This is a genomic window from Leclercia adecarboxylata, assembly GCF_006171285.1.
Taxonomy (GTDB): Bacteria; Pseudomonadota; Gammaproteobacteria; order Enterobacterales; family Enterobacteriaceae; genus Enterobacter; species Enterobacter barmai.
In genome coordinates this window covers 4,924,233-4,950,724 of record NZ_CP040889.1, presented here as the reverse complement: position 1 = coordinate 4,950,724, position 26,492 = coordinate 4,924,233, and the positions used below count along the sequence as shown (strand labels likewise).

Sequence of the window (26,492 nt, the reverse complement as noted above, 5' to 3'; positions counted from 1 at the left end):
GCGCCGGGAGAGACCATGACACAACCACTAGCCGGAAAACAAATTCTGATAGTTGAAGACGAGCCTGTTTTCCGCTCTTTACTGGATTCATGGCTATCATCGCTGGGGGCGACCACCGCGCTTGCAGCTGATGGAATCGACGCTCTGGAAATAATGGTAGGGCTTAAGCCCGATTTGATGATTTGCGACATCGCCATGCCGCGTATGAATGGCCTGAAGCTGGTGGAGCATCTGCGTAACGCAGGTAACCAGCTTCCGATTCTGGTTATTTCCGCGACGGAAAATATGGCCGATATCGCAAAAGCGTTACGTCTTGGAGTCCAGGATGTATTGCTTAAGCCGGTAAAAGATCTCAATCGCCTGCGTGAAACCGTGCTCGCCTGCCTCTATCCCAATATGTTCAATTCGCGCGTTGAAGAAGAAGAGCGACTTTTTCAGGACTGGGATGCGCTGGTCAATAACCCATCTGCGGCAGCAAAGCTGTTACAGGAACTTCAGCCGCCAGTGCAACAGACCATCTCCGGGTGCAAGGTGAATTACCGCCAGCTGATGGCGGCCGATCAACCAGGTCTGGTGCTGGATATCGCACCGTTGTCTGAAAACGATCTGGCATTTTATTGTCTGGACGTCACCCGGGCAGGCGATAATGGCGTGCTGGCGGCGTTATTATTGCGGGCATTATTTAATGGCCTGCTCCAGGAACAACTTTCTCACCAGGGGCAGCGTCTGCCTGAGTTGGGCAGCTTGTTGAAACAGGTTAACCAGCTGCTGCGACAAGCCAGTCTGCCTGGTCAATTTCCTTTACTGGTCGGTTATTACCACAGCGGCCTGAAAAATTTGATTCTGGTGTCTGCCGGACTTAATGCCACGCTTAATACAGGTGAGCATCATATTCAGGTCAGTAACGGCGTTCCGTTAGGCACGTTAGGTAATACTTATCTTAATCAAATAAGCCACCGCTGCACCTCATGGCAATGCCAAATTTGGGGGACAGGGGGACGGTTGCGCTTAATGTTGTCCACAGAATAGTCAGTTGAATTTTAAACGGTAGATAGCTTTACCGTCGTTTTACGGGCAATGCTACTATCGGTGCCTGTTTTCATTCGTATTTATCCTAATTAAGCGGTAGCGCGTCCTTTTCAGACCCGGACACCATCTTCAGGCTGATATACTGAACGCGTTATTAATGCAGACTAAAGTTCAAAACATGAACAGTTCAGGAGAGTTTCAATGGCTGCCGTAAATTCGAAAGTGACAAAGGCCGTTATCCCGGTTGCCGGGTTGGGAACCAGGATGCTGCCGGCAACGAAGGCAATTCCAAAAGAGATGCTGCCACTCGTTGATAAGCCATTAATCCAGTATGTGGTCAACGAATGTATTGCCGCTGGCATTACTGAAATTGTGCTGGTAACGCATTCATCCAAAAACTCTATCGAAAACCATTTCGATACCAGTTTTGAACTTGAAGCTATGCTGGAAAAACGTGTTAAGCGTCAGCTTCTGCAGGAAGTTCAGTCTATTTGCCCGCCGCACGTGACTATTATGCAGGTTCGTCAGGGTCTGGCAAAAGGTCTGGGCCATGCCGTATTGTGTGCACATCCGGTCGTCGGGAACGAGCCGGTAGCGGTTATTTTACCTGACGTTATTCTCGATGAGTTTGAATCCGATCTCTCACAGGATAACCTGGCAGAAATGATTAAGCGCTTCGACGAAACGGGCAGCAGCCAGATCATGGTTGAGCCGGTTGAAGACGTTACCGCTTATGGCGTGGTTGACTGCAAAGGCGTTGGCATGAACCCGGGTGACAGCGTGCCAATGGTCGGCGTGGTTGAGAAGCCAAAAGCCGACGTAGCGCCGTCTAATCTCGCTGTAGTAGGGCGTTACGTCCTGAGCGCGGAGATTTGGCCACTGCTGGCTAAAACACCTCCAGGCGCTGGGGATGAAATCCAGCTGACCGATGCCATCGATATGCTGATCGAAAAAGAGACCGTTGAAGCTTACCACATGAAAGGTAAGAGCCATGACTGCGGTAATAAACTCGGTTACATGCAGGCATTCGTTGAATATGGTATTCGTCACCAGTCTTTAGGTGAGGAATTTAAAGGCTGGCTGAAAGATACGCTGGGCATTAAAAACTAATTTTGCGATGACGCGCTAAGCAAAAACCGGTGATAGCCAGGCTACACCGGTTTTTTTATGGCCTTTTTAAGGCGTTTCTTACCAGGGCACGAGAATAATCTGGTTCAATCGTTATGACAGCATGTAACAGAATGTCACACTGTATAAAATAAAGGCATAAAAAATCCCGCATTAAGCGGGATTTTTCGGATAAGTTTCTGACTTATTCCTGAATCAGGAAGTCGTCCAGTTGTTTACCTTGCTCATCCATGGCTTTTTTGATAACAGCTGGAGTACGACCCTGGCCAGTCCAGGTTTTAGATTCGCCGTTCTCGTCGATGTAGCTATATTTAGCAGGACGCGCAGCGCGTTTAGCTTTAGTACCGGTTTTAGCGGCAGCCATGCTGTTCAGCAATTCGTTTGGATCAATACCATCTGCGATCAGCATTTCACGATATTGCTGCAGTTTACGCGTACGCTCTTCGATTTCAGCAGCAGCAGCGTTTTCTTCTTCACGGCGCTCGTTAACAACGACTTCTAATTTCTCCAGCATTTCTTCAAGCGTTTCCAGAGTACATTCTCTCGCCTGGGCACGGAGAGTACGGATGTTGTTCAGAATTTTAAGTGCTTCGCTCATTGTAGTAATCTCAAACTTATAATGTGGGGGGGTTGTTGAAGTAATAATAGAGGCATAAATTGATATATGCAATAGGTCATAATGTAAGGAATTCAAAAATACCTAATATTCGACGCTATTAATAATTAAGCCAACTTAAATTTGGTAGGGCAAAAGGTAACCCCGGTTATCCAATGATGCGTTGTAAACCTGACGGTGAACTCTTTTTCGTCTGCAATTTTGTCAGGGTTTATTGTTTCTCAGGATAAATATCAACCTTTCGTATTAGTACTGAAAACACGGTTTCTCGCCAAAATGGTTAATTATTATTGATTCATTTTGAACCCTGTGACGACATTAAAATAAGAGGTTTTTCCTGAACTTAGCACGGTGATAAAGCTCAGATATTTCCTCTTTTTAGTATGATCCCTATATCCTTGTTAAGGGATAAAATCTTCTGAAATCCCGGTAAACAGCGCTGGAGCACGGAAGACCCGACAAAATATGGTACAATCGCGCATCGGTAATAATACACATTGATTAGGGTTTAAGGGCCAATGGCACAACTGTATTTCTACTATTCAGCAATGAACGCAGGTAAGTCGACCGCATTACTGCAATCCTCCTACAATTACCAGGAGCGTGGGATGCGCACGGTGGTGTACACCGCTGAAATCGATGACCGCTTTGGCACCGGGAAGGTCAGCTCCCGAATTGGCCTTTCTTCACCCGCCAGGCTATTTAACCCACTAACCAATCTGCTGGATGAAATTCGAGCAGAAGCCGCCGATCAGGCGGTGCATTGCGTGCTGGTAGATGAAAGCCAGTTTCTAACGCGTCAGCAGGTACATGAGCTTTCAGAAGTGGTTGATGAGCTGGATATACCGGTGCTCTGTTATGGCTTGCGTACTGATTTTCGCGGCGAGTTATTTATCGGTAGCCAGTATTTGCTAGCCTGGTCAGACAAACTGGTGGAATTAAAAACCATCTGCTTCTGCGGGCGTAAAGCGAGTATGGTGCTGCGCCTCGATCAGTCGGGTAAACCCTATGCGGAAGGCGAGCAGGTGGTTATTGGCGGCAATGAGCGCTATGTATCCGTCTGTCGTAAGCATTACAAAGAGGCGCTGGTCACAGGCTCTCTGACGGCGATTCAGGACGCCTTTCGCCGCTAACATCCCTGTTTCTTAACAGACATAAAAAAACCCGCCGAAGCGGGTTTTTTATTGAGCGATTAATTAAGCGCTTTTCTTCGCTTTCTTATCCGCTTTCACCAGGGCTTCCACTGCAGGTGCAGCAACCACACCTTCAGAGTATTCACGGCCGTAGTAGGTATCCAGCAGGATCTGTTTCAGCTCGGCAATCAGTGGGTAGCGCGGGTTCGCACCAGTACACTGGTCATCGAAGGCATCTTCAGACAGCTTGTCAACGTGAGCCAGGAAGTCAGCTTCCTGAACGCCTGCTTCACGGATTGACTTAGGAATACCCAGTTCAGCTTTCAGGCTTTCCAGCCATGCCAGCAGCTTCTCGATTTTCGCTGCAGTGCGGTCACCAGGAGCGCTAAGGCCCAGGTGATCAGCGATTTCTGCGTAGCGACGACGAGCCTGTGGACGGTCGTACTGGCTGAATGCAGTCTGCTTGGTTGGGTTATCGTTCGCGTTGTAACGGATAACGTTAGAAATCAGCAGGGCGTTCGCCAGACCGTGAGGAATGTGGAACTGTGAACCCAGCTTGTGCGCCATGGAGTGACACACGCCCAGGAAGGCGTTAGCAAACGCGATACCGGCGATGGTGGCAGCACTGTGCACACGCTCACGGGCAACCGGGTTTTTAGAGCCTTCGTTATAGGACGCTGGCAGGTTCTCTTTCAGCAGTTTCAGTGCCTGCAGAGCCTGACCGTCGGAGAACTCAGACGCCAGTACAGAAACATAGGCTTCCAGGGCGTGAGTTACCGCATCAAGACCACCGAATGCACAGAGTGATTTCGGCATCTCCATAACCAGGTTGGCATCGACAATCGCCATATCCGGCGTCAGAGCGTAGTCTGCCAGTGGGTATTTCTGACCGGTTGCATCGTCGGTTACAACGGCAAACGGAGTCACTTCAGAACCGGTACCGGAAGTGGTGGTGACGGCGATCATTTTCGCTTTCACGCCCATTTTCGGGAACTTGTAGATACGTTTACGGATATCCATAAAGCGCAGCGCCAGTTCTTCGAAGTGCGTTTCAGGGTGCTCGTACATTACCCACATAATTTTGGCTGCGTCCATTGGGGAGCCGCCGCCCAGCGCGATGATCACGTCTGGTTTGAAGGAGTTTGCCAGCTCTGCGCCTTTACGCACAACGGACAGGGTAGGGTCAGCTTCAACTTCGAAGAACACTTCAGTTTCTACGCCAGCTGCTTTCAGAACAGAGGTGATCTGGTCTGCGTAGCCGTTGTTGAACAGGAAGCGGTCAGTCACGATGAGCGCACGTTTGTGGCCATCAGTAATCACTTCATCCAGCGCGATTGGCAGGGAGCCACGGCGGAAGTAGATAGATTTCGGAAGTTTATGCCACAACATGTTTTCAGCTCGCTTAGCAACGGTTTTCTTGTTGATCAGGTGCTTAGGACCAACGTTCTCAGAGATGGAGTTACCACCCCATGAACCACAACCCAGAGTCAGGGAAGGCGCGAGTTTGAAGTTATACAGGTCACCGATACCACCCTGAGAAGCAGGGGTATTGATCAGGATACGGGCAGTTTTCATCATCTGACCGAAGTGAGCAACACGTTCTGGCTGGTTATCCTGGTCGGTATACAGGCAGGAGGTATGACCGATACCGCCCATCGCAACCAGTTTCTCAGCTTTAACGAGCGCGTCTTCAAAATCTTTCGCGCGGTACATTGCCAGGGTCGGAGACAGTTTTTCGTGCGCAAACGGCTCGCTTTCATCAACGATTTTCACTTCGCCAATCAGGATCTTAGTGCTGGCTGGAACGGTGAAACCTGCCAGTTCAGCGATTTTGTACGCTGGCTGACCGACGATGGCGGCGTTCAGTGCGCCATTTTTCAGGATGATGTCCTGAACAGCTTTCAGCTCTTTGCCCTGCAGCAGGTAGCCGCCGTGGCTGGCGAAGCGTTCGCGAACGGCATCGTATACGGAGTCAACAACAACAACGGACTGCTCGGAAGCACAGATTACGCCGTTATCGAAGGTTTTAGACATCAGTACAGAAGCGACAGCACGTTTGATATCGGCGGTTTCGTCGATAACAACAGGGGTGTTACCTGCACCTACGCCGATAGCCGGTTTACCGGAGCTATAAGCTGCTTTAACCATACCTGGACCACCGGTCGCAAGGATCAGGTTGATGTCCGGGTGGTGCATCAGTGCGTTAGACAGCTCCACAGAAGGCTGATCGATCCAGCCGATCAGATCTTTCGGTGCACCTGCAGCGATCGCCGCTTGCAGAACGATATCCGCAGCTTTGTTGGTTGCATCTTTAGCACGTGGGTGTGGAGAGAAAATGATTGCGTTACGCGTCTTCAGGCTGATCAGCGATTTGAAGATAGCGGTAGAAGTTGGGTTGGTAGTTGGAACGATACCGCAGATGATACCGATTGGCTCAGCGATGGTGATGGTTCCGAAGGTGTCATCTTCTGACAGGACGCCACAAGTCTTCTCATCTTTATAGGCGTTGTAGATATACTCAGAAGCAAAGTGGTTTTTAATCACTTTATCTTCAACGATACCCATACCGGATTCGGCAACGGCCATTTTAGCGAGAGGGATTCGAGCATCTGCAGCAGCCAGGGCGGCGGCGCGGAAGATTTTATCAACCTGTTCTTGGGTGAAATTGGCATATTCACGCTGGGCTTTTTTTACGCGCTCTACAAGTGCGTTAAGTTCAGCGACATTAGTAACAGCCATAATGCTCTCCTGATAATGTTAAACTCTTTTAGTAAATCAGCTGCTCGACAAGAAAACAGTATAGTCAGCGTCATTGCCACTTGCTTTAATTACATAAAAACAAGGTGTTAACGTTTTTATCTTTCCCCTGATTTACTAAAAGAGCCTCCTATCAGTAGCCTGGGTCAGACTCTGCATCTCCGTGGTGGCGTAATCAAGATTACTCACTTCTGAGTACCGAAAACATGATCTGTATCAATTTATCCATAAGCTGATACCTTTCAGCAGGGGTATTTTGGGGCATTTCGTCAGATGTTAAATAATTGCAAAACTAATTGAACCATAAGCACCTATAAAGTACACAAATATTTTACAGTGCAACATCACTATATTTAGCATTAATGTGATGAAAGGCAGGCATAAAAGGCGTATCTTCTGCGCGGTTATTGTTGTTGCCACATTTTATATTACGTCTTGCTTATCAGCGGAGCTAACAGTGAGCCTATCGCTCTTTGATTTTCCAACCTATTTTAAGTTTTTCATCGGCCTGTTTGCGCTGGTGAACCCGGTGGGCATCATCCCCGTGTTTATCAGTATGACCAGCTATCAAACCGCTGTGGCCAGGAATAAAACCAACCTGACGGCAAATTTGTCGGTGGCAATCATCCTGCTGACCTCGCTCTATCTTGGCGATTCAATATTGCAAATTTTTGGCATCTCCATTGATTCGTTCAGAATTGCCGGCGGGATCCTCGTGGTGACTATTGCAATGTCAATGATCAGCGGCAAGCTGGGTGAGGACAAACAAAACAAGCAGGAGAAATCAGAAACCGCCATCCGCGAGAGTATTGGTGTAGTACCGCTGGCGCTGCCATTAATGGCGGGACCGGGGGCAATCAGCTCCACTATCGTATGGGGAACGCGCTACCATAATCTTATGCATCTGGTTGGCTTCTCGGTAGCCATCGCGCTGTTTGCGTTCTGCTGCTGGGGGGTATTCCGTCTCGCACCCTGGCTGGTGCGTCTACTGGGGCAGACCGGCATTAACGTTATTACCCGAATTATGGGTCTGTTGCTGATGGCGTTGGGGATCGAATTTATTGTTACCGGTCTGAAATCCATTTTCCCGGGTTTACTCAGTTAGCCATTTCAAACGAAAGAGCGGAGCCTGTGGCTCCGTTTTTTTTGTCATTATCAGCAAATCATATAATGAAAGTTGAAAATCGCTCTATCTATAATAAATTTTATTAATAATTTTGTTTTGTTATTTTTCAAAGGGTTAACAAATACCTTCCAACTACTTTGGTCACAATCCGCGCAATGCGACTGTTATTTTACTCACACGATACTCTGGGGCTTGCTGCAAGATTACTGAGATGATATTAGTAATTTGCTGAATGATTTAGATGAATGTGCTAAATAATAGACAGTTGTTAATTTTTTGTACAAATAACGGTTCGTCTCTGGCAGCGCCAGGCAGTCATCGATAACATTTTCAACATCCCATTGAATAGCGGTAACTTTTCCCGCTTTTGATGCGCGGCAGGGTAGCCCACAGCGTTACGGTAACTTTCGTAAAAGAGAATTGGTTAACAAATTTGCAAAATGTATTGGCACCTAAGTAAGCCATTTGGTACTTTCCGGCCATTCCATTTCAGCGTAATTCCTTTAGTTGAGAATCTTTTTCATTAACGATTCTGACCTATAAGAATTAATACACGCCTCGACAGGGGAGGCGTGTCACAAATCGACGCAAGGCGGCCAGACGAGTCGCCAGTAATAGTAAAGTCGGTGATAGCAAGAAGTAAAAAAAAACGCCTGACGGCAGCATAAACTCCTACGTTGTCAGGGAACCCCAAAAAGGGGAATTAAACAGGCTGGTAAAAAACCAGTAATTATAAAGAGTGGAGTATCAACACAATGTCCATCATCACAAAAAAAAGTCTGGTCGCTGCGGGGATCTTAACTGCGCTAATCGCAGGCAACGTTGCAATGGCTGCTGACGTACCTGCTGGGGTCCAACTGGCGGAGAAGCAAACGCTGGTCCGTAACAACGGTGCTGAAGTCCAGTCTCTGGACCCGCACAAAATTGAAGGTGTACCTGAGTCTAACGTTAACCGCGATCTGTTCGAAGGTCTGCTGGTCTCTGACGTAGACGGCCACCCGGTTGCGGGTGTCGCTGAAAAATGGGAAAACAAAGACGGTAAAGTCTGGACCTTCCACCTGCGTAAAGACGCAAAATGGTCTGACGGTTCCCCGGTCACCGCACAAGATTTCGTTTATAGCTGGCAGCGCCTGGCGGATCCAAACACCGCCTCTCCTTATGCGAGCTATCTGCAGTATGGCCATATCGCCAATATCGACGACATCATCACTGGCAAAAAACCTGTTACCGACCTCGGCGTAAAAGCGATCGATGACAACACCTTCGAAGTGACCCTGAGCGAGCCGGTTCCGTATTTCTATAAGCTGCTGGTTCACCCGTCCGTTTCCCCGGTTCCGAAAGCCGCGGTTCAGAAATTCGGCGAGAAGTGGACTCAGCCTGCCAATATCGTGACCAACGGCGCCTATAAGCTGAAAGCCTGGGTTGTTAACGAACGTATCGACCTCGAGCGTAATACCAACTACTGGGATAACGCAAAAACCGTTATCAATCAGGTAACCTACCTGCCAATCTCATCTGAAGTGACCGACGTTAACCGCTATCGCAGCGGCGAAATCGACATGACCTATAACAACATGCCGATTGAACTGTTCCAGAAGCTGAAAAAAGAGATCCCGGCTGAAGTACACGTTGACCCGTACCTCTGCACCTATTACTACGAGATCAACAACCAGAAAGCGCCATTCAATGACGTTCGCGTTCGTACCGCTCTGAAACTGGCACTGGATCGCGACATCATCGTTAATAAAGTGAAAAACCAGGGCGACCTGCCGGCGTACAGCTACACCCCACCGTATACCGATGGCGCAAAACTGACCCAGCCAGAGTGGTTCGGCTGGTCACAGGAAAAACGTAACGAAGAAGCGAAGAAACTGCTGGCCGAAGCCGGTTATACCGCTGAGAAACCGTTGACCTTTAACCTGCTGTACAACACCTCTGACCTGCATAAGAAACTGGCTATCGCCGTCTCCTCCATCTGGAAGAAAAACCTGGGTGCGAACGTGAAGCTGGAAAACCAGGAGTGGAAAACCTTCCTCGACAGCCGTCATCAGGGCACCTTTGATGTGGCGCGTGCAGGCTGGTGTGCGGACTACAATGAACCGACCTCCTTCCTGAACACCATGCTGAGCGACAGCTCGAACAACACCGCGCACTATAAAAGCCCAGAGTTCGACAAGCTGATTGGCGATACCCTGAAAGTCACTGACGAAGCGCAGCGTGCTGACCTGTATGCGAAAGCAGAACAGCAGCTCGATAAAGACTCTGCAATCGTGCCGGTTTACTACTACGTGAACGCCCGTCTGGTCAAACCGTGGGTAGGTGGATATACCGGGAAAGACCCGATGGATAATATCTACGTTAAAAACTTGTATATTATCAAGCATTAATGGCAATGAGTGGGGCGGGCGATGCCTGCCCCACGGTGTCTACTCATCGTAATACTATATAGGCACACGCCAGAAGGTACGGGCAATGTTGAAATTTATCCTACGTCGCTGTCTTGAAGCGATCCCAACGCTATTTATTCTTATAACGATCTCCTTCTTTATGATGCGTCTCGCGCCGGGAAGTCCTTTCACCGGTGAACGTACGCTGCCACCAGAAGTCATGGCGAATATCGAAGCGAAATATCATTTAAACGATCCTATCTCCACCCAGTATTTCAACTATCTGAAACAGCTGGCCCACGGTGATTTTGGTCCGTCATTTAAATACAAAGATTATTCCGTAAACGACCTGGTGGCTTCGAGCTTCCCCGTTTCGGCAAAATTAGGCGCCGCGGCATTTTTACTGGCCGTTATTCTTGGCGTGACGGCGGGCGTTATTGCCGCGCTTAATCAAAATACCAAATGGGATTACGCCGTGATGGGGGTGGCAATGACCGGCGTCGTCATACCGAGTTTTGTCGTCGCACCCTTACTGGTAATGATATTTGCCATCACCCTGAAATGGCTGCCCGGCGGCGGCTGGAACGGCGGGGCGCTGCAGTACATGATCCTGCCGATGGTAGCGCTGTCTCTCGCCTATATCGCCAGTATTTCGCGTATTACCCGTGGTTCGATGATTGAAGTGCTGCACTCTAACTTCATCCGCACCGCCCGCGCGAAAGGGCTGCCGATGCGCCGCATTATCTTCCGTCACGCGTTAAAGCCAGCGCTCCTGCCGGTGCTCTCTTACCTGGGCCCAGCGTTTGTCGGGATCATCACCGGTTCAATGGTTATCGAAACCATCTATGGTCTGCCGGGTATCGGCCAGCTGTTCGTTAACGGCGCCCTTAACCGCGACTACTCTCTGGTATTGAGTCTGACCATTCTTGTTGGCGCGCTCACCATCTTCTTTAACGCGATCGTCGACGTGCTGTATGCCGTTATCGATCCGAAAATTCGCTACTGACACTGGAGCTCGCCATGATGTTAAGTAAGAAAAACAGCGAGGCGCTGGAAAACTTCAGTGAAAAACTCGAAGTCGAGGGGCGTAGTCTCTGGCAGGATGCCCGCCGTCGCTTTATGCACAACCGTGCAGCGGTTGCCAGCCTGATTGTGCTGGTCATTATCGCTCTGTTTGTGACGCTGGCGCCGATGCTGTCTCAGTTCACCTACTTCGATACCGACTGGGGCATGATGTCCAGCGCGCCGGATACCGAATCGGGCCACTACTTTGGTACCGACTCCTCCGGGCGCGACCTGCTGGTGCGTGTGGCCATCGGTGGACGCATTTCGTTGATGGTCGGGATCGCGGCGGCCTTCGTTGCGGTAATTCTGGGGACTTTATACGGATCGCTGTCCGGCTACCTCGGCGGTAAAGTCGACTCGGTGATGATGCGTATTCTGGAGATCCTCAACTCCTTCCCGTTTATGTTCTTCGTCATCCTGCTGGTGACCTTCTTCGGCCAGAACATTCTGCTGATCTTCGTGGCCATCGGCATGGTGTCGTGGCTGGATATGGCGCGTATCGTTCGCGGTCAGACCCTGAGTCTGAAGCGCAAAGAGTTTATCGAAGCGGCGCAGGTCGGCGGGGTCTCTACCGGCAATATCGTGGTTCGCCACATCGTGCCGAACGTGCTGGGCGTAGTGGTGGTGTATGCCTCCCTGCTGGTGCCGAGCATGATCCTGTTTGAATCTTTCCTGAGCTTCCTCGGCCTGGGTACCCAGGAGCCGCTGAGCAGCTGGGGTGCGCTGTTGAGTGATGGCGCCAACTCTATGGAAGTTTCACCGTGGCTGCTGCTGTTCCCGGCGGGTTTCCTGGTGGTGACACTGTTTTGTTTCAACTTTATCGGCGATGGCCTGCGTGATGCCCTCGATCCGAAAGACCGTTAAGGAGTGCCGCCATGACTATTATTGAAACGGCATCTGCCCCACAAGCGCATCAGCAGAGCAACCTTCTGCTGGATGTGAAAGATCTGCGCGTTACCTTCAAAACGCCCGATGGCGACGTGACCGCGGTAAACGATCTTAACTTCAGCCTGCGTGCTGGCGAAACGCTGGGTATCGTGGGTGAATCCGGTTCCGGTAAATCCCAGACGGCGTTCGCGCTGATGGGCCTGCTGGCACAAAACGGTGTTATCGGCGGATCTGCGCTCTTTAACGGCAAACAGATCCTTAACCTGCCGGAAAACGAGCTGAACAAGCTGCGCGCCGAGCAGATCTCGATGATTTTCCAGGATCCAATGACCTCCCTGAACCCGTACATGCGTGTGGGCGAGCAGCTGATGGAAGTGCTGATGCTGCACAAAGGGATGGGCAAAGGCGAAGCCTTTGAAGAGTCGGTGAAGATGCTGGATGCGGTGAAAATGCCGGAAGCGCGTAAGCGCATGCGCATGTTCCCGCACGAGTTTTCCGGCGGGATGCGCCAGCGCGTGATGATCGCCATGGCCCTGCTGTGCCGGCCAAAACTGCTGATTGCCGATGAACCCACCACCGCACTGGACGTGACCGTTCAGGCGCAGATCATGACCCTGCTGAATGAGCTGAAGCGCGAGTTTAACACCGCGATCATCATGATTACCCACGATCTGGGCGTCGTGGCCGGGATCTGCGACAAGGTGCTGGTGATGTATGCCGGTCGTACTATGGAGTACGGTAAAGCGCGCGATGTGTTCTACCATCCGGCGCACCCGTACTCTATTGGCCTGCTGAATGCGGTACCGCGTCTTGATGCGGAAGGGGAGTCGCTGCTGACCATTCCAGGCAACCCGCCAAACCTGCTGCGTCTGCCGAAGGGCTGTCCGTTCCAGCCGCGGTGCCCGCACGCGATGGAAATCTGCAACAGCGCTCCGCCGCTGGAAGAGTTTGCCCCAGGCCGTCTGCGCGCCTGCTTTAAGCCGTACGAGGAGCTGGTATGAACGCGACCGACGAAAAAAGAAATGTTCTGCTCGAAATCGCCGATCTGAAGGTGCATTTCGACATTAAGGATGGCAAGCAGTGGTTCTGGCAGCCGGCCAAAACCCTGAAAGCGGTGGACGGCGTGACCCTGCGTCTGTACGAAGGGGAAACCCTCGGCGTGGTGGGTGAGTCGGGCTGCGGTAAATCCACCTTCGCCCGCGCCATTATCGGCCTGGTGAAAGCCACCGACGGCAAAGTGGCCTGGCTGGGTAAAGATCTGCTGGGGATGAAACCGGATGAGTGGCGCGAAGTGCGCAGCGACATCCAGATGATTTTCCAGGATCCGCTGGCATCACTGAACCCGCGTATGACCATCGGGGAGATCATCGCCGAGCCGCTGCGCACCTATCATCCGAAGATGCCTCGTACAGAAGTGCGTGACCGTGTTAAGGCGATGATGATGAAAGTGGGCCTGCTGCCTAACCTCATCAACCGCTATCCGCACGAGTTCTCTGGCGGCCAGTGTCAGCGTATCGGTATTGCCCGCGCGCTGATCCTCGAGCCGAAACTGATCATCTGCGACGAACCGGTCTCCGCCCTGGACGTGTCCATCCAGGCGCAGGTAGTTAACCTGCTGCAAAAGCTGCAGCGAGAGATGGGCCTGTCGCTGATCTTCATCGCGCACGACCTGGCGGTGGTGAAGCACATCTCCGATCGCGTACTGGTGATGTATCTAGGCCATGCGGTTGAGCTGGGCACCTATGATGAGGTCTATCACAACCCGTTACACCCTTACACCAAAGCGCTGATGTCTGCGGTGCCGGTGCCGGATCCTGACCTCGAGCAGAATAAAACGATTCAGCTGCTGGAAGGGGAACTGCCGTCGCCGATCAATCCGCCGTCCGGCTGTGTGTTCCGTACCCGCTGTCCGATTGCCGGGCCGGAGTGCGCGAAGACGCGTCCGGTGCTGGAAGGCAGCTTCCGCCATGCGGTCTCCTGCCTGAAGGTCGATCCGCTCTGAGTGGATAACAGGTAATAAAAAAGGCTGCATTTGCAGCCTTTTTTTATTCGCGCCAGATTTTACTCGCGCCAGAGTATGTGGCACAGCTTGTGGTCTTTCTCGCGACACAGAAGGACGCGGGCAAAGATGTCGTTGATTTCACCGCCGTCGGTATCCGCCAGGCCAATCACCACCTCGGCGAAGAAATCCGGGTTCAGGTCGAAATCGACATGTTCAGCCCAGTCTTCAGACGGGTCGAACAGCTCGGCACCGCCACGCTCTTCAAACTGCAGATTAAAGAGAATGACGTCAGCCGGATCGAGATTATCGACGGCCAGTTCAAGAAAGATATCGTAGGCCTGCTCGAGCGTTTCGTCTTCGGTCAGGCGATTGTTCAGATCCATTTCCATGATGACTACCTTTTAACATCGTTGGGCACGTTTTACAGCAACGGACTAAAGAAGTAAAACAGTCGTTCGGCAATTCGCTGCCACAGCGGTCTTTTCATCCACAAACGGGCATCCAACAGGCGGGAGCGGGAGATATAGTCGTCCTGCACGGCGGCCAAATCGCCGCCAAAACCGGCATCGTCGATCACCAGGGTGATCTCAAAGTTGAGCCACAGGCTGCGCATATCCAGGTTCACGGTTCCTACCAGACTGAGTTCGCCGTCGACCAGCACGCTCTTGGTGTGCAGCAGCCCACCTTCGAACTGATAAATCTTCACCCCGGCCGCCAGCAGTTCACTGAAGAACGCCCGGCTGGCCCAGCCCACCAGCACCGAATCGTTCTTGCGCGGCAGGATGATACTCACATCGACCCCACGCTGGGCGGCGGTACAGATGGCGTGCAGCAGATCGTCGCTCGGCACGAAGTAGGGGGTGGTCATGATCAGGTATTCACGGGCGGAATAGGCTGCGGTCAGCAGCGCCTGGTGGATCAGATCTTCCGGAAAGCCCGGGCCGGAGGCAATGGTGTGGATAGTGTGTCCGCTGGCCTGCTCAAACGGCATGATGTTGGCATCCGGCGGCGGAGGCAGAATGCGTTTGCCGGTTTCGATTTCCCAGTCGCAGGAGTAGACAATCCCCATCGCGGTGGCGACCGGGCCCTCCATGCGCGCCATCAGATCGACCCACTGGCCCACGCCGGCATCCTGTTTAAAGAAGCGCGGGTCGACCATATTCATGCTGCCGGTATAGGCAATGTAGTTGTCGATCAGCACCATTTTGCGGTGCTGACGCAGATCCATCCTGCGCAGGAACACACGCATCAGATTGACCTTTAAGGCTTCGACCACTTCCACACCGGCATTGCGCATCATTGATGCCCAGTTGCTGCGAAAAAAGGTCACACTCCCGGCGGAGTCGAGCATTAAGCGGCAGTGGATACCGCGACGCGCGGCGGCCATCAGCGATTCCGCTACCTGATCGGCCATGCCGCCGGGCTGCCAGATGTAGAACACCATCTCAATATTATGCCGCGCCAGCTGTATATCGCGGATTAGCGCGTTCATGACGTCATCGGAGGTGGTCATCAGCTGCAGCTGATTGCCTTTCACCCCGGCAATGCCCTGGCGGCGTTCGCAGAGCTTGAATAATGACGCGGCGACGTCACTGTTCTCTTCGGCGAAGATATGTTTGCAGGATTTGAGATCGTTAAGCCACTTCGCAGTCGAAGGCCACATCGCCCGTGCGCGCTCTGCCCGACGTTTGCCGAGGTGAAGTTCGCCAAAGGATAAATACGCAATAATACCGACCAGCGGCAGGATATAGATAATCAACAGCCATGCCATGGCAGAAGGAACGGCTCTGCGCTTCATCAGGATGCGTAATGTTACCCCCGCGATGAGCAGCCAGTATCCCAGAATGAGCAGCCAACTCACCACGGTGTAGAAGGTTGTCATAATAAAAAATCCTTTTGAAAGCGTATTGTTATGAGTTTACGCGTCAGGATTTTTCTGGCAAATAAAAACGCCAGATAAAAGCACTGGTCTGACGCAGGCAAGGGACTATAATGAGCGTTCTGTTTTGGGAAGAGTTGTTAACATGAAGCGCAGTAGAACAGAAGTAGGGCGCTGGCGCATGTTGCGACAGACAGGTCGTCGCAAAGCGCGTTGGCTGGAAGCACAATCCCGCCGTAATATGCGTATCCACGCCATCAGAAAGTGCAGTATGAACCGTCATCGCAATGCGTTGCTGTTCGCCGTTCAGGATTACTGAATGACACAAGGGCACCCTCAGAGGTGCCCGATGTTTTTATATGATTCGCTATTTCGAAAAGGAGGATGAGGTGTTTGCGGATTTGGGTGTACTGAATTTCTGGACTTATGTCGTTGGGGCTATTTTTATCGTGCTGGTGCCAGGTCCAAATACCCTGTTTGTCTTAAAGACCGGTATTGGTCACGGCGTGAAAAAGGGCTATCTGGCCGCCAGCGGCGTGTTTATCGGCGATGCGGTGCTGATGTTTCTGGCCTGGGCGGGCGTGGCTGCGCTGATCCAGACCACACCGATGCTGTTTAATATTGTTCGCTATCTTGGGGCATTCTATCTGTTATGGCTGGGCGGCAAGATGCTCTGGTCAGTGATAAGGCATAATCAGCAGGGCGAAGCGGGCGGTCTTGAACCAGCCAAAACAATAATGAAACGCTCGCTGGTGCTGAGCATGACCAACCCGAAGGCGATCCTGTTCTATGTCTCGTTCTTCGTACAGTTTATTGATGTTCAGGCGAAGCATACCGGCGTAGCCTTTATGATCCTCGCGGTCACGCTGGAAATCATCAGTTTTGTCTATATGAGCTTCCTGATCTTCTCCGGAGCCTTTGTGACGCGCTACCTGAAAACCAAAAAGAAACTGGCGAAGCTGGGAAATGGCTTGATTGGTTTACTGTTTGTTGGGTTCGCGGCGCGGCTGGCATCGCTGAACTGATGAGAAAAGGCTCCCGGTGCGGAGCCTTTTTTTATCCTAGAAAACTTTTTTAAACGGCTTCACCACGACGTTATCATACACGCCTGCTGCCACATAGGGGTCGTCCTGGGCCCAGGCCTGTGCCGCTTCGAGAGATTCAAACTCGGCAATTACCGTCGAGCCGGTAAATCCTGCCGCACCCGGATCATTGCTGTCTACAGCAGGCATTGGCCCTGCGGTCAGTAATCTGCCTTCGTCATGCAGCAGCTGTAAGCGCGCAAGATGGGCAGGGCGTACGGAGAGGCGTTTTTCCAGAGAATCAGCAACATCTGCAGCAAAAATCACATAAAGCACAGCGGAGCTCCTTAACCGATAAAAGTGGGAATTACGTTATGTGAAAGTACAGGTGACTGCAACGCAAAGATAGCGACAATGTTAAAACCCTTCTTAACACGTGCCTTTTTTCGCCAGCTGAACGGTTAAATCGGGCGAAGTTTAACTGGCTTATTGAATATGATTGCTATTTGCATTTAAAATCGAGGCCTGGCTTTTTAACTGAAACGATTATGACTTCAATGACCCTTGATTTACCTCGCCGCTTTCCCTGGCCGACGCTGTTGTCCGTCGGCATTCACGGAGCCGTCGTGGCGGGTCTGCTTTACACATCGGTACATCAGGTTATTGAAATGCCAGCGCCCGCGCAGCCGATTTCTGTGACCATGGTAACACCTGCGGAGCTGGAGCCCGTGCAGGTGGCGCCACCACCGGAACCTGTTGCAGAGCCTGAACCCGAGCCGGAACCGGAACCTGAAATCGTTCCTGAACCGCCTAAAGAAGCGCCTGTAGTGATTCATAAGCCGGAGCCCAAGCCAAAACCGAAGCCAAAACCAAAACCGGTGAAAAAGGTGGAGGAGCGTCCGAAGCGTGAAGAGCGCCCGGTTGAGCCACGCACCACCCAGCCCGTTGAGCGAGCGGCCCCGGCTCGCCCGGTCATGAACTCTTCGCCCGCCACCGCGAAGCCGGTAGCAGCGGCCCCGGCAGGTCCACGCGCGTTGAGCCGTAACCAGCCGCAATACCCGGCGCGAGCTCAGGCATTACGTATTGAAGGCCGTGTACGGGTGAAATTTGACGTTACCGCCGACGGACGCGTAGATAATGTGCAGATCCTCTCCGCACAGCCGTCGAATATGTTTGAGCGTGAAGTGAAAACCGCGATGCGCAAATGGCGTTATGAAGCCGGTAAGCCAGGCAGCGGGCTGATCGTGAATATTGTCTTCCGCCTGAACGGCGGGGCACAGATGGAATAATAAAAAAGCCTCCCAATCGGGAGGCTTTTTTTAGACCTGAGGTAACGGGCGAGGTTTACCTTCGCTGTCCACCGCCACATAAATAAACAGCGCTTCGGTGGCTTTATAACGCTGACCGATAGGTTCTGAAGAGACCTTCTTCACCCACACCTCGATATTTATCGACACCGAGGTATTCCCACGCTTCACGCAGCGCGCGTAGCAGCAGACCACATCTCCCACGGCCACAGGGCGTAAAAAGGTCATCCCGTCGACCCGGACCGTCACCACGCGGCCGTGTGCAATCTCTTTAGCAAGAATGGCCCCGCCCATATCCATCTGCGACATCAACCAGCCGCCAAAAATATCGCCGTTCGCATTGGTGTCGGCGGGCATTGCAAGTGTGCGTAAAACCAGTTCACCCTGAGGGGCTTCTTGTGTAGTCATTCTTTTCTCTGCTTGTAACGATGTGGCCAGCGCGTGAGTTGTGCTGGCCGGAAGATCAGTTCTTATCATCCTGCGGCATATGACGATAGATGTAGATGCCGCTCAGCAGGGTGAAAATCAGCGTCAGTGCGGTCAGCCCGAACACTTTGAAGTTGACCCAGATATTCTGTGGCAACCAGAAGGCGATATAGATATTCGCCAGGCCGCAAAGAATAAAGAACACCGCCCAGGCGATATTCAGACGTGACCAGACGACCTGCGGGAGCGCCAGCTCTTTACCCAGCATGCGCTGAATAAGGGGCTTTTTCATGACCCACTGGCTGAACAGCAGCGCACCGGCAAACAGCACGTAGATGACGGTCACTTTCCACTTGATGAACTCGTCGTTGTGGAAAAAGACCGTCAGTCCGCCAAAGAAGGCCACCAGCACGAAGGTGATCAGGGCCATCTTTTCCACCTTGCGGTAGCGCACCCAGCTGTAAATCAGCACCACCGCGGTGGCGACGATCAGGGCAGTAGTGGCCGCGTAAATGTCATACAGCTTGTAGAAGGCAAAAAAGACAACCAGGGGTAAAAAATCAAGAAACTGCTTCATTCTTCTATTCCATCATCAGCGATGGCCTGCGCGTGATGCTCAGGCCATCAGAAAAATTACTGGCGGATTAACGTGTACAGGCGGAACAAATAGACGAGCAGGACTGCGGAGATCAGATTGCTCAGCGTATTTGCCACCACAGCACCGACGTTAGGCGTCAGAACGGCAAGATTCGGTGCAAACAGCAGCAGCAGGGTTTTAGCCAGCAGCCAACTCATCACCGCCGGGGCAACCAGACGCATATTAGACCATGCCAGCCGGATGCTGCTACGCATGGCGACAAAAATCCCCATGCGGTCCTGTACTACCATCACGGGCGCGAAGGCAAGCACGATGGCCAGCAGCACGCCCGGCACTACCACCAGCATAATCCCTAACTGCACCAGCATGGTGGTTAAAAAGATCAGGATAAACAGTTTTGGCAGCAGCGGCGCGCTGGCCCCAATGGCCCGTAGAGCGCTGACGCGCTGTCCGGCAGACACCAGCTGGATCATCAGCAGCACGCCGCCGGCGAGAATGGCATTACCGATTAAGCCTGAAAAGGTCGAGGCCGCCGAAGCCCGCAACAGGATCTGCTGCTGCTCAGGGGTCATGTTCTGCACCATCTCAAACAGCCCGACGCTGCTGGCAATCTGATCGCCTTCGCTCAGGCTGGCAATCTGCTCCTCACTCGGCGAAAAGGCATGACCAAGTACCACCGTGATAAATGCGCACAACAAGGCAATCAGTAAAAAGGTAAGGAACTGATTGCGGAAAAAATTCCCCGTGTCACGGTAGACAGACTTCGCCGTGATAGACATGCACTCTCCTTGAGTATTGCAGGTGTTAATTAGCGGGCAATTGTACCCTGGATAACTGTACGGTGGCAGTATCAAGCCTTGTATGGAAAAGCATATCTTTGTAAAGCGCCCGTAATCCCCCGCTGTAATTTTGCACGGTTGTTATCGCACTGTGCTCTGTTTGCCTGAAAAAGCAAAATTGATCCAGGCGGCCACTACCAATTTTTGCCCGCGACCGAAAAAATTAATTTAGATCAATGAATGTTAAATCTCTGAATTCAATGTGATCCCGATTGGATCATGATTAATCATTTGTAGGTATATTCCCGTCGCCAATAAAACCATAACGAGGGAATGGATATGAAAAAAGCAGCGCTCGCAGCACTGATTCTGGGTACGCTTTCCGGCAGTGCAATTGCCCATGAAGCAGGTGAGTTCTTCTTCCGCCTGGGGACCGCCACGGTACGTCCTACGGAAGGCTCGGAAAATGTTCTGGGTTTAGGCGGTTTTAACGTCAGTAACAATACCCAGGCCGGGATGACCTTCACCTGGATGGCCACCGACAACGTCGGCGTTGAACTGCTGGCGGCCACGCCGTTTCGTCACCGGGTAGGGACGGGCCCAACCGGAGATATCGCCACGGTTCACCATCTGCCGCCCACCCTGATGGCGCAGTGGTATTTCGGCGATGCCGGGAGCAAGGTTCGCCCCTATGTGGGTGCCGGGGTCAACTACACCACCTTCTTTGATGAGAAGTTTAACGACACCGGTAAAGCGGCGGGTCTCTCTGACCTGAGCCTGAAGGATTCCTGGGGTATGGCGGGACAGGTGGGGCTGGACTATCTGATTAACCGCGACTGGTTAATTAACGCCTCGGTCTGGTACATGGATATTGATACCGACGTCCGTTTCAAAGCAGGTGGGGAGCAACAAAGTATCAGCACCCGTCTGGATCCTTGGGTGTTTATGTTCTCGGCGGGATATCGCTTCTGACGTAAAGAAGGCCCCGAAGGGCCTTCTGTCTTTTATTTACGACCCAACAACAGGCCAAGGACAATACCCACCGCACCTGCGGCAATGAGGCCGGTAAGCGGATTATTTTTCACCGCGTCGGTAACCTCAGTCACCACGTCGCTGGCCTGTGCAGCATATTTACGTCCGGCACCCTTCAACTGATGTTTTGGTGAATCAACAAATTCACCAAACTGCTGCTGTGCAGCACCGGCCGCTTCATCCAGCTTGTTCTTGGCCTTTTCACCAGCATATTGTGCATCATTATCAAGATTATGGTCTGACATAACGATCTCCTTTTGTAGTCAATGTAAAGCATAGACGCCACGGGGAGATGCTGAATAAAATGGGATTAATACTTAAAGGGGTGGCCTGTCACCACCCTGACATTACTTCTGGATCAGATAGCGGATAGTCGGCCCATCCTGCTGAATATCCAGCACGGTATAGCCGTGGTTTTTCGCATCGAGCGGGATGTTGTTGATGGACTGCGGACAGTCGCTCACCACCTCCAGGATCTCGCCTTTCTTCAACTGCGGCATCGCCTCAAGAGTGGCGACAGCCGGGTAAGGGCAGGGTTCACCCACCATATCGAGGCGGTAGTCGGGTACGATCTCTTTCATGCGGCTTCCTCACGGATTTCAGTTTTCACGGCAGCGCGACGGAAAAAGCGCTTTTCCTGCGCCAGCACCAGTAAAAAGGCGATCATCAGCAAAAGGTAGGTCACCAGCAGTCCCCCCAGTGGACCAAAGGTGTTGAGAAGGTTCACCTTATCCCAGTTCGTCGCCAGCGCGGGCGATAAATCATCCCAGTAATAGGCCAGCAGGGTGGAGCCAATGACGTTACCGAGACCGACCCACCAGTAGTGCACCTGGCCTTCGACCGCGCGATACATCCAGCCGGTTTCACACCCGCCTGCCAGCACAATCCCGAAGCCAAACAGCAGTCCGCCGATGACGGCATTCGGTCCAGCCCACATGATCTTCGGCTCAACGCCCAGCTGGACGTAGCTGAAGATCCCGATGGCGCTCACCGCCATCCCGGCAATGATCGCTTTCGCCATCATGGTACGGCCGGTGATCCACATGTCGCGAAACGCCGAGGTAAAGCAGATCTGCGCCCGTTCAATCAGCAGGCCAAAGCCGACGCCGAACAGCATCGCCAGACCTAGCTTAGGCTGATTGAGTGCGGTACAGAGCGCCCAGGCCAGCATGCCGAAGAAGACCAGCATCCCGAGGCGAAAACGACGGCGCGCCTGATCCGGTTTCTGGGTTAACGGCGAAGCGGCGCTCACTTTTTGCATTTTGACGGGAATTCGGAACAGGGGCAGCAGGGTAAAGCGCGCGCCAAAGTACGAGCCCACGGCGGTGGCCAGAGCAAAGAACCAGGCGTGCAGGGAGAACTGCGGGATCCCGGTGAAGAAGGCGGCCAGGTTGCAGCCCATCGCCAGACGCGCGCCAAACCCGGCGATAATGCCCCCGATAACCGCCTGGGCGATGCGGATCCGGCTGTGCGGCATGCGCAGCTTGACGTTGTTTGCCCACAGCGCTGCAGCAAAACAGCCGCCGAACATGCCGATTATCATCATGCCGTCGATGCGGGTGAGCGGAGTACCTTCAAGGTGAATCAGTTTGTAATAACCCCACTCTTGGGTGTGAACGCCAGCCAGCTGCAGCAGTTGTCCGCCCCAGCGGGTAAATTCGCCGGTGACCGCCCAGAAGGTGCCGGTAATGCCGAAATAGTAGGTGGAGAGGATCCCCGCAGCGATAACCGCAGGAACAGGTGACCAGAACTTAATTAAATAAGCCTGCTTAAAGTGGTGCCATGACATAGTTAAACCTCTGAACTCAGAAGGATTAAGGAGGAAGACTTATAAGACGGGGGGATAATACGCCGGGAAACTATTTTGGGAAGTGTTAAATGCGTTAAAGCTCGAAGGGATCAATTTATGCATGAAGCCGTCTGGCAAAACCAGACGGCGATTCCATTATTGCGGACGGGTGGCTGCTTTCATGGCACTGACGAAGGATTTCAGCTCGCTCAACATCTGCTCGGGCTTATCGACGTTGTTCTCGATAATTTTGACAATCGCTGAACCGGAAATAGCCCCGGCAGCTCCGGCACCCAGTGCGGCAGTAACCTGCTCAGGTGCCGAAATGCCAAAGCCCTGCAGCGGCGGTGCGGCGTTGTATTCCGCCAGTTTTTCCACCAGATGGTGCAGCGGCAGGGCGGCTTTGTTTTCCGCACCCGTTACGCCAGCACGCGACAGCAGATAGGTATATCCGCGACCGTGGGACGCAATCTGGCGCAGCAGTTCGTCGTCGGCGTTTGGCGGACAGATAAAGATCGGCGCGACGTTATGACGCATCGCCGCCTGGCGGAACGGTGCAGACTCCTCAACCGGCACATCGGCGACCAGCACCGAATCCACGCCCACGCGGGCGCACTCGGCGTAAAATTCGTCGATCCCACGGTTAAAGACCAGGTTGGCGTACATCAGCAGGCCAATGGGAATAGCCGGGTATTTCTGACGAATGGACGCCAGCATCTCGAAGCACTGGGTGGGTGTTACGCCTGCGGCAAAGGCGCGCAGGGTGGCACTCTGGATGGTCGGGCCATCGGCCAGCGGATCGGAGAAGGGAATGCCCAGCTCCAGCGCGTCGGCACCCGCCTCAACCAGGGCGTCGATAATCTTCAGCGACTGCTCAGGAGAGGGGTCGCCCAGCGTTACGAAGGGAACAAACGCGCCTTCCTTGCGGGCCTTGAGTTCAGCAAACACGTTATCGTAACGTTCCATCAAATTTCCCCTCGTGCTTTCAGAATATCGTGAACGGTGAAGATGTCTTTATCACCGCGACCGGAAAGGTTCACCACCAGCAGTTGCTCTTTTTCCGGGTTGTCCTGGATCATTTTCAGGGCATGGGCCAGGGCGTGGGAGGACTCCAGCGCCGGGATGATCCCCTCCTTACGGCACAGGGTTTTGAACGCTTCCAGCGCTTCGTCATCGGTAATAGAGACGTACTCGGCGCGACCAATGCTGTTCAGATAGGCGTGCTGTGGTCCGACGGACGGGAAGTCCAGTCCGGCAGAGATAGAGTACGACTCTTCGATCTGGCCTTCGTCAGTCTGCATCATCGGCGCTTTCATGCCGAAGTAGATGCCCACGCGACCGTGCTTCAGCGGTGCGCCGTGTTCACCGGTTTCGATGCCGTGACCGGCAGGCTCAACGCCAATCAGCCCCACGCTGGTGTCATCGATGAAATCGGCAAACATGCCGATGGCGTTTGAGCCGCCGCCCACGCAGGCAATCACCGCATCCGGCAGACGCCCCTCTTTTTCAAGGATCTGCGCTTTGGTCTCTTCCCCGATCATGCGCTGGAATTCACGCACGATGGTCGGGAACGGGTGCGGACCCGCAGCGGTGCCCAGCATATAGTGCGCGTTTTCATAGTTACCGGACCAGTCGCGTAGCGCTTCGTTACAGGCATCTTTCAGGGTGGCCGAGCCGCTGTACACCGGGATCACTTCCGCGCCCATCAGACGCATACGGAAGACGTTAGGTGACTGACGCTCAACGTCTTTTGCCCCCATGTAGATACGGCATTTCAGACCGAGCAGGGCGCTGGCCAGCGCCGACGCCACACCGTGCTGTCCGGCACCAGTTTCGGCGATGATTTCGGTTTTACCCATCCGTTTTGCCAGCAATGCCTGGCCTAACACCTGGTTGGTTTTATGCGCGCCGCCGTGGAGCAGATCCTCACGCTTCAGATACAGCGTAGTGTTGGTGCCCGCCGTCAGGTTACGGCATTTGGTCAGGGCCGTTGGACGACCGGCGTAGTTTTTCAGCAGGTCGGTAAACTCAGCCTGGAAGAGCGGATCTTTTTGTGCACTGACAAAGGCTTCTTCCAGCTGGCGCAGGGCGGGCATCAGGATCTGCGGCACATACATGCCGCCGAACTCACCAAAATAGGGGTTTAATAATGTGGTCATCTTCTCTTCCTTAATATGCACGCAGCGTTTTGAACACCGAAGCCAGTTTGCTGGCATCTTTTATGCCCGGCTGCGACTCAACGCCTGAATTAAAATCGAGACCTGCGCAGCCTGCTTTGGCGGCTTCAACGCAGTTGTCCGGGCTTAAACCACCGGCGAGCAGGACGTTATCCAGCTTCTCACCGTTAAGCAGCGACCAGTCAAAACGCTGCCCGGTTCCGCCCTGGCCGTTATCCAGAACATATTTATCAACATGATTGAGCGTGCGCGGCGGCAGGTTGTCCGCCACGCTCAGGGCTTTCCAGATTTGCACCTGCGGTTTCAGCGTCTGGCGTAGGGCATCGATATAGCTCTGGTCCTCGCTACCGTGCAGCTGAACGGCGGTGAGGGAGAGCTGGTCTGCAACCTCTGCCACCCTGTCGATCGCGGCATTACGGAACACGCCCACGTACTGCAACGGGGCTGCAGCGATTACCTCGCGCGCCTGCGAAACGCACACATTGCGCGGGGAGGCATCAACAAAGATCAGCCCGCCATAAATCGCGCCTGCTTCATAAGCCGCTGCGGCATCCTGCGGGCGCGTCAGGCCGCAGACCTTATTTTCACCCAGCAACACGCGACGTACCGCCGCGCTGAGATCGTCCTGCTCCATCATCGCCGAACCAATCAGGAAGCCGTTGGCGAAATGGCTCAGCTCGCGAACCTGGGCATAATTGTTGATGCCGGACTCGCTGATGACCGTCACGCCTGCGCCCAGACGTGGCGCCAGCTGGCGGGTGCGGTTCAGGTCGATGGAGAGATCGCGCAGGTCGCGGTTGTTGATGCCGACGACTTTGGCCTCAAGCGCGATAGCACGCTCCAGCTCCTCTTCGTTGCTCACTTCGGTCAGCACGCCCATCTTCAGGCTGTGCGCCACCGCAGCGAGCTGGCGGTACTGCTCGTCATCAAGCACCGAGAGCATCAGCAGGCAGGCATCGGCCTGATAAAAACGCGCCAGCCAGATCTGATACGGGTCGATAATAAAGTCTTTGCACAAAATCGGCTGCGGCGCGATGCCGCTGACGATGGGCAGAAAATCAAAACTTCCCTGGAAATATTTCTCATCGGTCAGCACCGAAATCGCCGAAGCGTGGTGCTTATAGATGGCGGCGATCTTCGCCGGGTCGAAATCGTCGCGGATCTCCCCTTTTGACGGCGAGGCCTTTTTGCACTCAAGGATAAATGCGGTGCGCGCGCCCTGCAGGGCATCATAAAAACGACGGCTGCTCGGCACCACGTCATTCTGGAAACTGGCGAGCGGCTGCTGCTGTTTCCGCGCTTCAACCCAGATGGCCTTATCGGCAACGATTTTCGCTAATACGGTCTGCATT

General features: G+C 53.0%; 27 protein-coding genes and 1 pseudogene. 13 read left to right on the top strand and 15 right to left on the bottom strand.

The features are described 5' to 3' along the window. Positions 1-15 precede the first annotated feature (15 nt). Together rssB and galU are read left to right on the top strand one after the other, a co-directional pair. A complete protein-coding gene (rssB, locus tag FHN83_RS25390; RefSeq protein ID WP_039030688.1) occupies positions 16-1,029 on the top strand; it encodes a two-component system response regulator RssB in 1,014 nt (337 codons plus the stop codon). Positions 1,030-1,230: 201 nt separating this feature from the next. Then, positions 1,231-2,139, top strand: coding sequence for a UTP--glucose-1-phosphate uridylyltransferase GalU (gene galU, locus FHN83_RS25385; protein ID WP_039030687.1), 909 nt, complete (start codon positions 1,231-1,233; stop codon positions 2,137-2,139). 202 nt (positions 2,140-2,341) lie between these two features. Here the strand turns inward: galU and hns are convergent, their stop codons facing one another. Beyond that, entirely contained in the window at positions 2,342-2,755 is a 414-nt protein-coding gene (gene hns / locus FHN83_RS25380; RefSeq protein ID WP_039030686.1) for a histone-like nucleoid-structuring protein H-NS, read from the bottom strand. Between the two features lie 536 nt (positions 2,756-3,291). Between hns and tdk the strand changes: the two genes are divergently transcribed. Then, positions 3,292-3,906, top strand: coding sequence for a thymidine kinase (tdk, locus tag FHN83_RS25375; protein WP_139565336.1), 615 nt, complete (start codon positions 3,292-3,294; stop codon positions 3,904-3,906). Between the two features lie 63 nt (positions 3,907-3,969). Here tdk and adhE read toward each other — a convergent pair whose 3' ends face one another. After that, entirely contained in the window at positions 3,970-6,645 is a 2,676-nt protein-coding gene (adhE, locus tag FHN83_RS25370) for a bifunctional acetaldehyde-CoA/alcohol dehydrogenase (protein WP_139565335.1), read from the bottom strand. A 475-nt stretch (positions 6,646-7,120) separates the two neighbouring features. Here adhE and FHN83_RS25365 point away from each other — a divergent pair, with 475 nt between their 5' ends. The 6 genes from FHN83_RS25365 (at position 7,121) to oppF (ending at position 14,131) form a co-directional block, all read left to right on the top strand. Next, a complete protein-coding gene (locus FHN83_RS25365; RefSeq protein WP_039030683.1) occupies positions 7,121-7,768 on the top strand; it encodes a YchE family NAAT transporter in 648 nt (215 codons plus the stop codon). A gap of 776 nt (positions 7,769-8,544) precedes the next feature. Beyond that, positions 8,545-10,176, top strand: coding sequence for an oligopeptide ABC transporter substrate-binding protein OppA (gene oppA / locus FHN83_RS25360; RefSeq protein ID WP_139565334.1), 1,632 nt, complete (start codon positions 8,545-8,547; stop codon positions 10,174-10,176). A gap of 85 nt (positions 10,177-10,261) precedes the next feature. Further along, a complete protein-coding gene (oppB, locus tag FHN83_RS25355) occupies positions 10,262-11,182 on the top strand; it encodes an oligopeptide ABC transporter permease OppB (protein ID WP_039030681.1) in 921 nt (306 codons plus the stop codon). Positions 11,183-11,196: 14 nt separating this feature from the next. Further along, positions 11,197-12,105, top strand: coding sequence for an oligopeptide ABC transporter permease OppC (gene oppC / locus FHN83_RS25350; protein ID WP_039030680.1), 909 nt, complete (start codon positions 11,197-11,199; stop codon positions 12,103-12,105). Positions 12,106-12,116: 11 nt separating this feature from the next. Continuing rightward, complete coding sequence (locus tag FHN83_RS25345) at positions 12,117-13,130, top strand: ABC transporter ATP-binding protein (protein WP_039030679.1); 1,014 nt, start codon at positions 12,117-12,119, stop codon at positions 13,128-13,130. Then, on the top strand, positions 13,127-14,131 hold the full coding sequence (oppF, locus tag FHN83_RS25340) for a murein tripeptide/oligopeptide ABC transporter ATP-binding protein OppF (protein WP_039030678.1): 1,005 nt from the start codon (positions 13,127-13,129) through the stop codon (positions 14,129-14,131). The genes FHN83_RS25345 and oppF overlap by 4 nt, the downstream gene beginning before the upstream one ends. 59 nt (positions 14,132-14,190) lie before the next feature. Here the strand turns inward: oppF and FHN83_RS25335 are convergent, their stop codons facing one another. Both FHN83_RS25335 and cls read right to left on the bottom strand, forming a co-directional pair. Next, positions 14,191-14,520 (bottom strand): HI1450 family dsDNA-mimic protein, encoded by a 330-nt coding sequence (locus FHN83_RS25335; RefSeq protein ID WP_039030677.1) that lies wholly within the window; start codon positions 14,518-14,520, stop codon positions 14,191-14,193. 32 nt (positions 14,521-14,552) lie between these two features. After that, positions 14,553-16,013, bottom strand: a complete 1,461-nt coding sequence (gene cls, locus FHN83_RS25330) for a cardiolipin synthase (RefSeq protein ID WP_039030676.1) — start codon at positions 16,011-16,013, stop codon at positions 14,553-14,555. Positions 16,014-16,155: 142 nt separating this feature from the next. Here cls and FHN83_RS25325 point away from each other — a divergent pair, with 142 nt between their 5' ends. Next, positions 16,156-16,329, top strand: a complete 174-nt coding sequence (locus FHN83_RS25325) for a YciY family protein (RefSeq protein WP_098946243.1) — start codon at positions 16,156-16,158, stop codon at positions 16,327-16,329. Between the two features lie 70 nt (positions 16,330-16,399). Continuing rightward, complete coding sequence (gene leuE, locus FHN83_RS25320) at positions 16,400-17,035, top strand: leucine efflux protein LeuE (RefSeq protein ID WP_138369214.1); 636 nt, start codon at positions 16,400-16,402, stop codon at positions 17,033-17,035. 36 nt (positions 17,036-17,071) lie between these two features. On the opposite strand, the gene FHN83_RS25315 is transcribed toward leuE, so the two are convergent. Beyond that, positions 17,072-17,368: a YciI family protein gene (locus tag FHN83_RS25315; RefSeq protein ID WP_032611245.1), complete on the bottom strand. Its 297-nt coding sequence runs from the start codon at positions 17,366-17,368 to the stop codon at positions 17,072-17,074. Between the two features lie 221 nt (positions 17,369-17,589). Here FHN83_RS25315 and tonB point away from each other — a divergent pair, with 221 nt between their 5' ends. After that, positions 17,590-18,321 (top strand): TonB system transport protein TonB, encoded by a 732-nt coding sequence (gene tonB, locus FHN83_RS25310; RefSeq protein ID WP_138369256.1) that lies wholly within the window; start codon positions 17,590-17,592, stop codon positions 18,319-18,321. Between the two features lie 30 nt (positions 18,322-18,351). On the opposite strand, the gene yciA is transcribed toward tonB, so the two are convergent. From yciA to FHN83_RS25290, 4 genes and pseudogenes are all read right to left on the bottom strand, one after another. Continuing rightward, positions 18,352-18,747, bottom strand: a complete 396-nt coding sequence (gene yciA, locus FHN83_RS25305; RefSeq protein ID WP_139565333.1) for an acyl-CoA thioester hydrolase YciA — start codon at positions 18,745-18,747, stop codon at positions 18,352-18,354. Between the two features lie 55 nt (positions 18,748-18,802). Further along, a complete protein-coding gene (locus tag FHN83_RS25300) occupies positions 18,803-19,342 on the bottom strand; it encodes a septation protein A (protein WP_039030674.1) in 540 nt (179 codons plus the stop codon). A 56-nt stretch (positions 19,343-19,398) separates the two neighbouring features. Continuing rightward, on the bottom strand, positions 19,399-20,142 hold the full coding sequence (locus FHN83_RS25295) for a YciC family protein (protein WP_039030673.1): 744 nt from the start codon (positions 20,140-20,142) through the stop codon (positions 19,399-19,401). Between the two features lie 25 nt (positions 20,143-20,167). Then, positions 20,168-20,260: pseudogene (locus tag FHN83_RS25290) on the bottom strand (YkgJ family cysteine cluster protein); the annotation flags it as partial. Positions 20,261-20,481: 221 nt separating this feature from the next. Here FHN83_RS25290 and ompW point away from each other — a divergent pair. Next, positions 20,482-21,114: an outer membrane protein OmpW gene (gene ompW, locus FHN83_RS25285; protein ID WP_039030672.1), complete on the top strand. Its 633-nt coding sequence runs from the start codon at positions 20,482-20,484 to the stop codon at positions 21,112-21,114. Between the two features lie 32 nt (positions 21,115-21,146). Here ompW and FHN83_RS25280 read toward each other — a convergent pair whose 3' ends face one another. From FHN83_RS25280 to trpCF, 6 genes are all read right to left on the bottom strand, one after another. Beyond that, a complete protein-coding gene (locus FHN83_RS25280; RefSeq protein ID WP_052246198.1) occupies positions 21,147-21,419 on the bottom strand; it encodes a DUF883 family protein in 273 nt (90 codons plus the stop codon). Between the two features lie 102 nt (positions 21,420-21,521). After that, positions 21,522-21,755, bottom strand: a complete 234-nt coding sequence (yedF, locus tag FHN83_RS25275) for a sulfurtransferase-like selenium metabolism protein YedF (RefSeq protein WP_039030671.1) — start codon at positions 21,753-21,755, stop codon at positions 21,522-21,524. Continuing rightward, positions 21,752-22,963 carry a selenium metabolism membrane protein YedE/FdhT gene (gene yedE, locus FHN83_RS25270; RefSeq protein ID WP_039030670.1) on the bottom strand — a complete coding sequence of 404 codons (1,212 nt, stop codon included), beginning with the start codon at positions 22,961-22,963 and terminating at the stop codon, positions 21,752-21,754. The genes yedF and yedE overlap by 4 nt, the downstream gene beginning before the upstream one ends. A gap of 156 nt (positions 22,964-23,119) precedes the next feature. Continuing rightward, positions 23,120-23,929, bottom strand: coding sequence for a tryptophan synthase subunit alpha (trpA, locus tag FHN83_RS25265; protein WP_139565332.1), 810 nt, complete (start codon positions 23,927-23,929; stop codon positions 23,120-23,122). Then, entirely contained in the window at positions 23,929-25,122 is a 1,194-nt protein-coding gene (gene trpB / locus FHN83_RS25260) for a tryptophan synthase subunit beta (RefSeq protein ID WP_139565331.1), read from the bottom strand. The genes trpA and trpB overlap by 1 nt, the downstream gene beginning before the upstream one ends. 10 nt (positions 25,123-25,132) lie before the next feature. Beyond that, positions 25,133-26,491, bottom strand: coding sequence for a bifunctional indole-3-glycerol-phosphate synthase TrpC/phosphoribosylanthranilate isomerase TrpF (gene trpCF, locus FHN83_RS25255; protein ID WP_139565330.1), 1,359 nt, complete (start codon positions 26,489-26,491; stop codon positions 25,133-25,135). Position 26,492 lies beyond the last annotated feature (1 nt).

Excerpts from the sequence above, each read along its gene's own strand:
- rssB (WP_039030688.1), top strand. The coding sequence starts at position 16 with ATGACACAACCACTAGCCGGAAAACAAATTCTGATAGTTGAAGACGAG.
- galU (WP_039030687.1), top strand. The coding sequence starts at position 1,231 with ATGGCTGCCGTAAATTCGAAAGTGACAAAGGCCGTTATCCCGGTTGCC.
- hns (WP_039030686.1), bottom strand. The coding sequence starts at position 2,755 with ATGAGCGAAGCACTTAAAATTCTGAACAACATCCGTACTCTCCGTGCC.
- tdk (WP_139565336.1), top strand. The coding sequence starts at position 3,292 with ATGGCACAACTGTATTTCTACTATTCAGCAATGAACGCAGGTAAGTCG.
- adhE (WP_139565335.1), bottom strand. The coding sequence starts at position 6,645 with ATGGCTGTTACTAATGTCGCTGAACTTAACGCACTTGTAGAGCGCGTA.
- oppA (WP_139565334.1), top strand. The coding sequence starts at position 8,545 with ATGTCCATCATCACAAAAAAAAGTCTGGTCGCTGCGGGGATCTTAACT.
- oppB (WP_039030681.1), top strand. The coding sequence starts at position 10,262 with ATGTTGAAATTTATCCTACGTCGCTGTCTTGAAGCGATCCCAACGCTA.
- oppC (WP_039030680.1), top strand. The coding sequence starts at position 11,197 with ATGATGTTAAGTAAGAAAAACAGCGAGGCGCTGGAAAACTTCAGTGAA.
- FHN83_RS25345 (WP_039030679.1), top strand. The coding sequence starts at position 12,117 with ATGACTATTATTGAAACGGCATCTGCCCCACAAGCGCATCAGCAGAGC.
- oppF (WP_039030678.1), top strand. The coding sequence starts at position 13,127 with ATGAACGCGACCGACGAAAAAAGAAATGTTCTGCTCGAAATCGCCGAT.
- FHN83_RS25335 (WP_039030677.1), bottom strand. The coding sequence starts at position 14,520 with ATGGAAATGGATCTGAACAATCGCCTGACCGAAGACGAAACGCTCGAG.
- cls (WP_039030676.1), bottom strand. The coding sequence starts at position 16,013 with ATGACAACCTTCTACACCGTGGTGAGTTGGCTGCTCATTCTGGGATAC.
- FHN83_RS25325 (WP_098946243.1), top strand. The coding sequence starts at position 16,156 with ATGAAGCGCAGTAGAACAGAAGTAGGGCGCTGGCGCATGTTGCGACAG.
- tonB (WP_138369256.1), top strand. The coding sequence starts at position 17,590 with ATGACCCTTGATTTACCTCGCCGCTTTCCCTGGCCGACGCTGTTGTCC.
- yciA (WP_139565333.1), bottom strand. The coding sequence starts at position 18,747 with ATGACTACACAAGAAGCCCCTCAGGGTGAACTGGTTTTACGCACACTT.
- FHN83_RS25300 (WP_039030674.1), bottom strand. The coding sequence starts at position 19,342 with ATGAAGCAGTTTCTTGATTTTTTACCCCTGGTTGTCTTTTTTGCCTTC.
- FHN83_RS25295 (WP_039030673.1), bottom strand. The coding sequence starts at position 20,142 with ATGTCTATCACGGCGAAGTCTGTCTACCGTGACACGGGGAATTTTTTC.
- ompW (WP_039030672.1), top strand. The coding sequence starts at position 20,482 with ATGAAAAAAGCAGCGCTCGCAGCACTGATTCTGGGTACGCTTTCCGGC.
- FHN83_RS25280 (WP_052246198.1), bottom strand. The coding sequence starts at position 21,419 with ATGTCAGACCATAATCTTGATAATGATGCACAATATGCTGGTGAAAAG.
- yedF (WP_039030671.1), bottom strand. The coding sequence starts at position 21,755 with ATGAAAGAGATCGTACCCGACTACCGCCTCGATATGGTGGGTGAACCC.
- yedE (WP_039030670.1), bottom strand. The coding sequence starts at position 22,963 with ATGTCATGGCACCACTTTAAGCAGGCTTATTTAATTAAGTTCTGGTCA.
- trpA (WP_139565332.1), bottom strand. The coding sequence starts at position 23,929 with ATGGAACGTTACGATAACGTGTTTGCTGAACTCAAGGCCCGCAAGGAA.
- trpB (WP_139565331.1), bottom strand. The coding sequence starts at position 25,122 with ATGACCACATTATTAAACCCCTATTTTGGTGAGTTCGGCGGCATGTAT.
- trpCF (WP_139565330.1), bottom strand. The coding sequence starts at position 26,491 with ATGCAGACCGTATTAGCGAAAATCGTTGCCGATAAGGCCATCTGGGTT.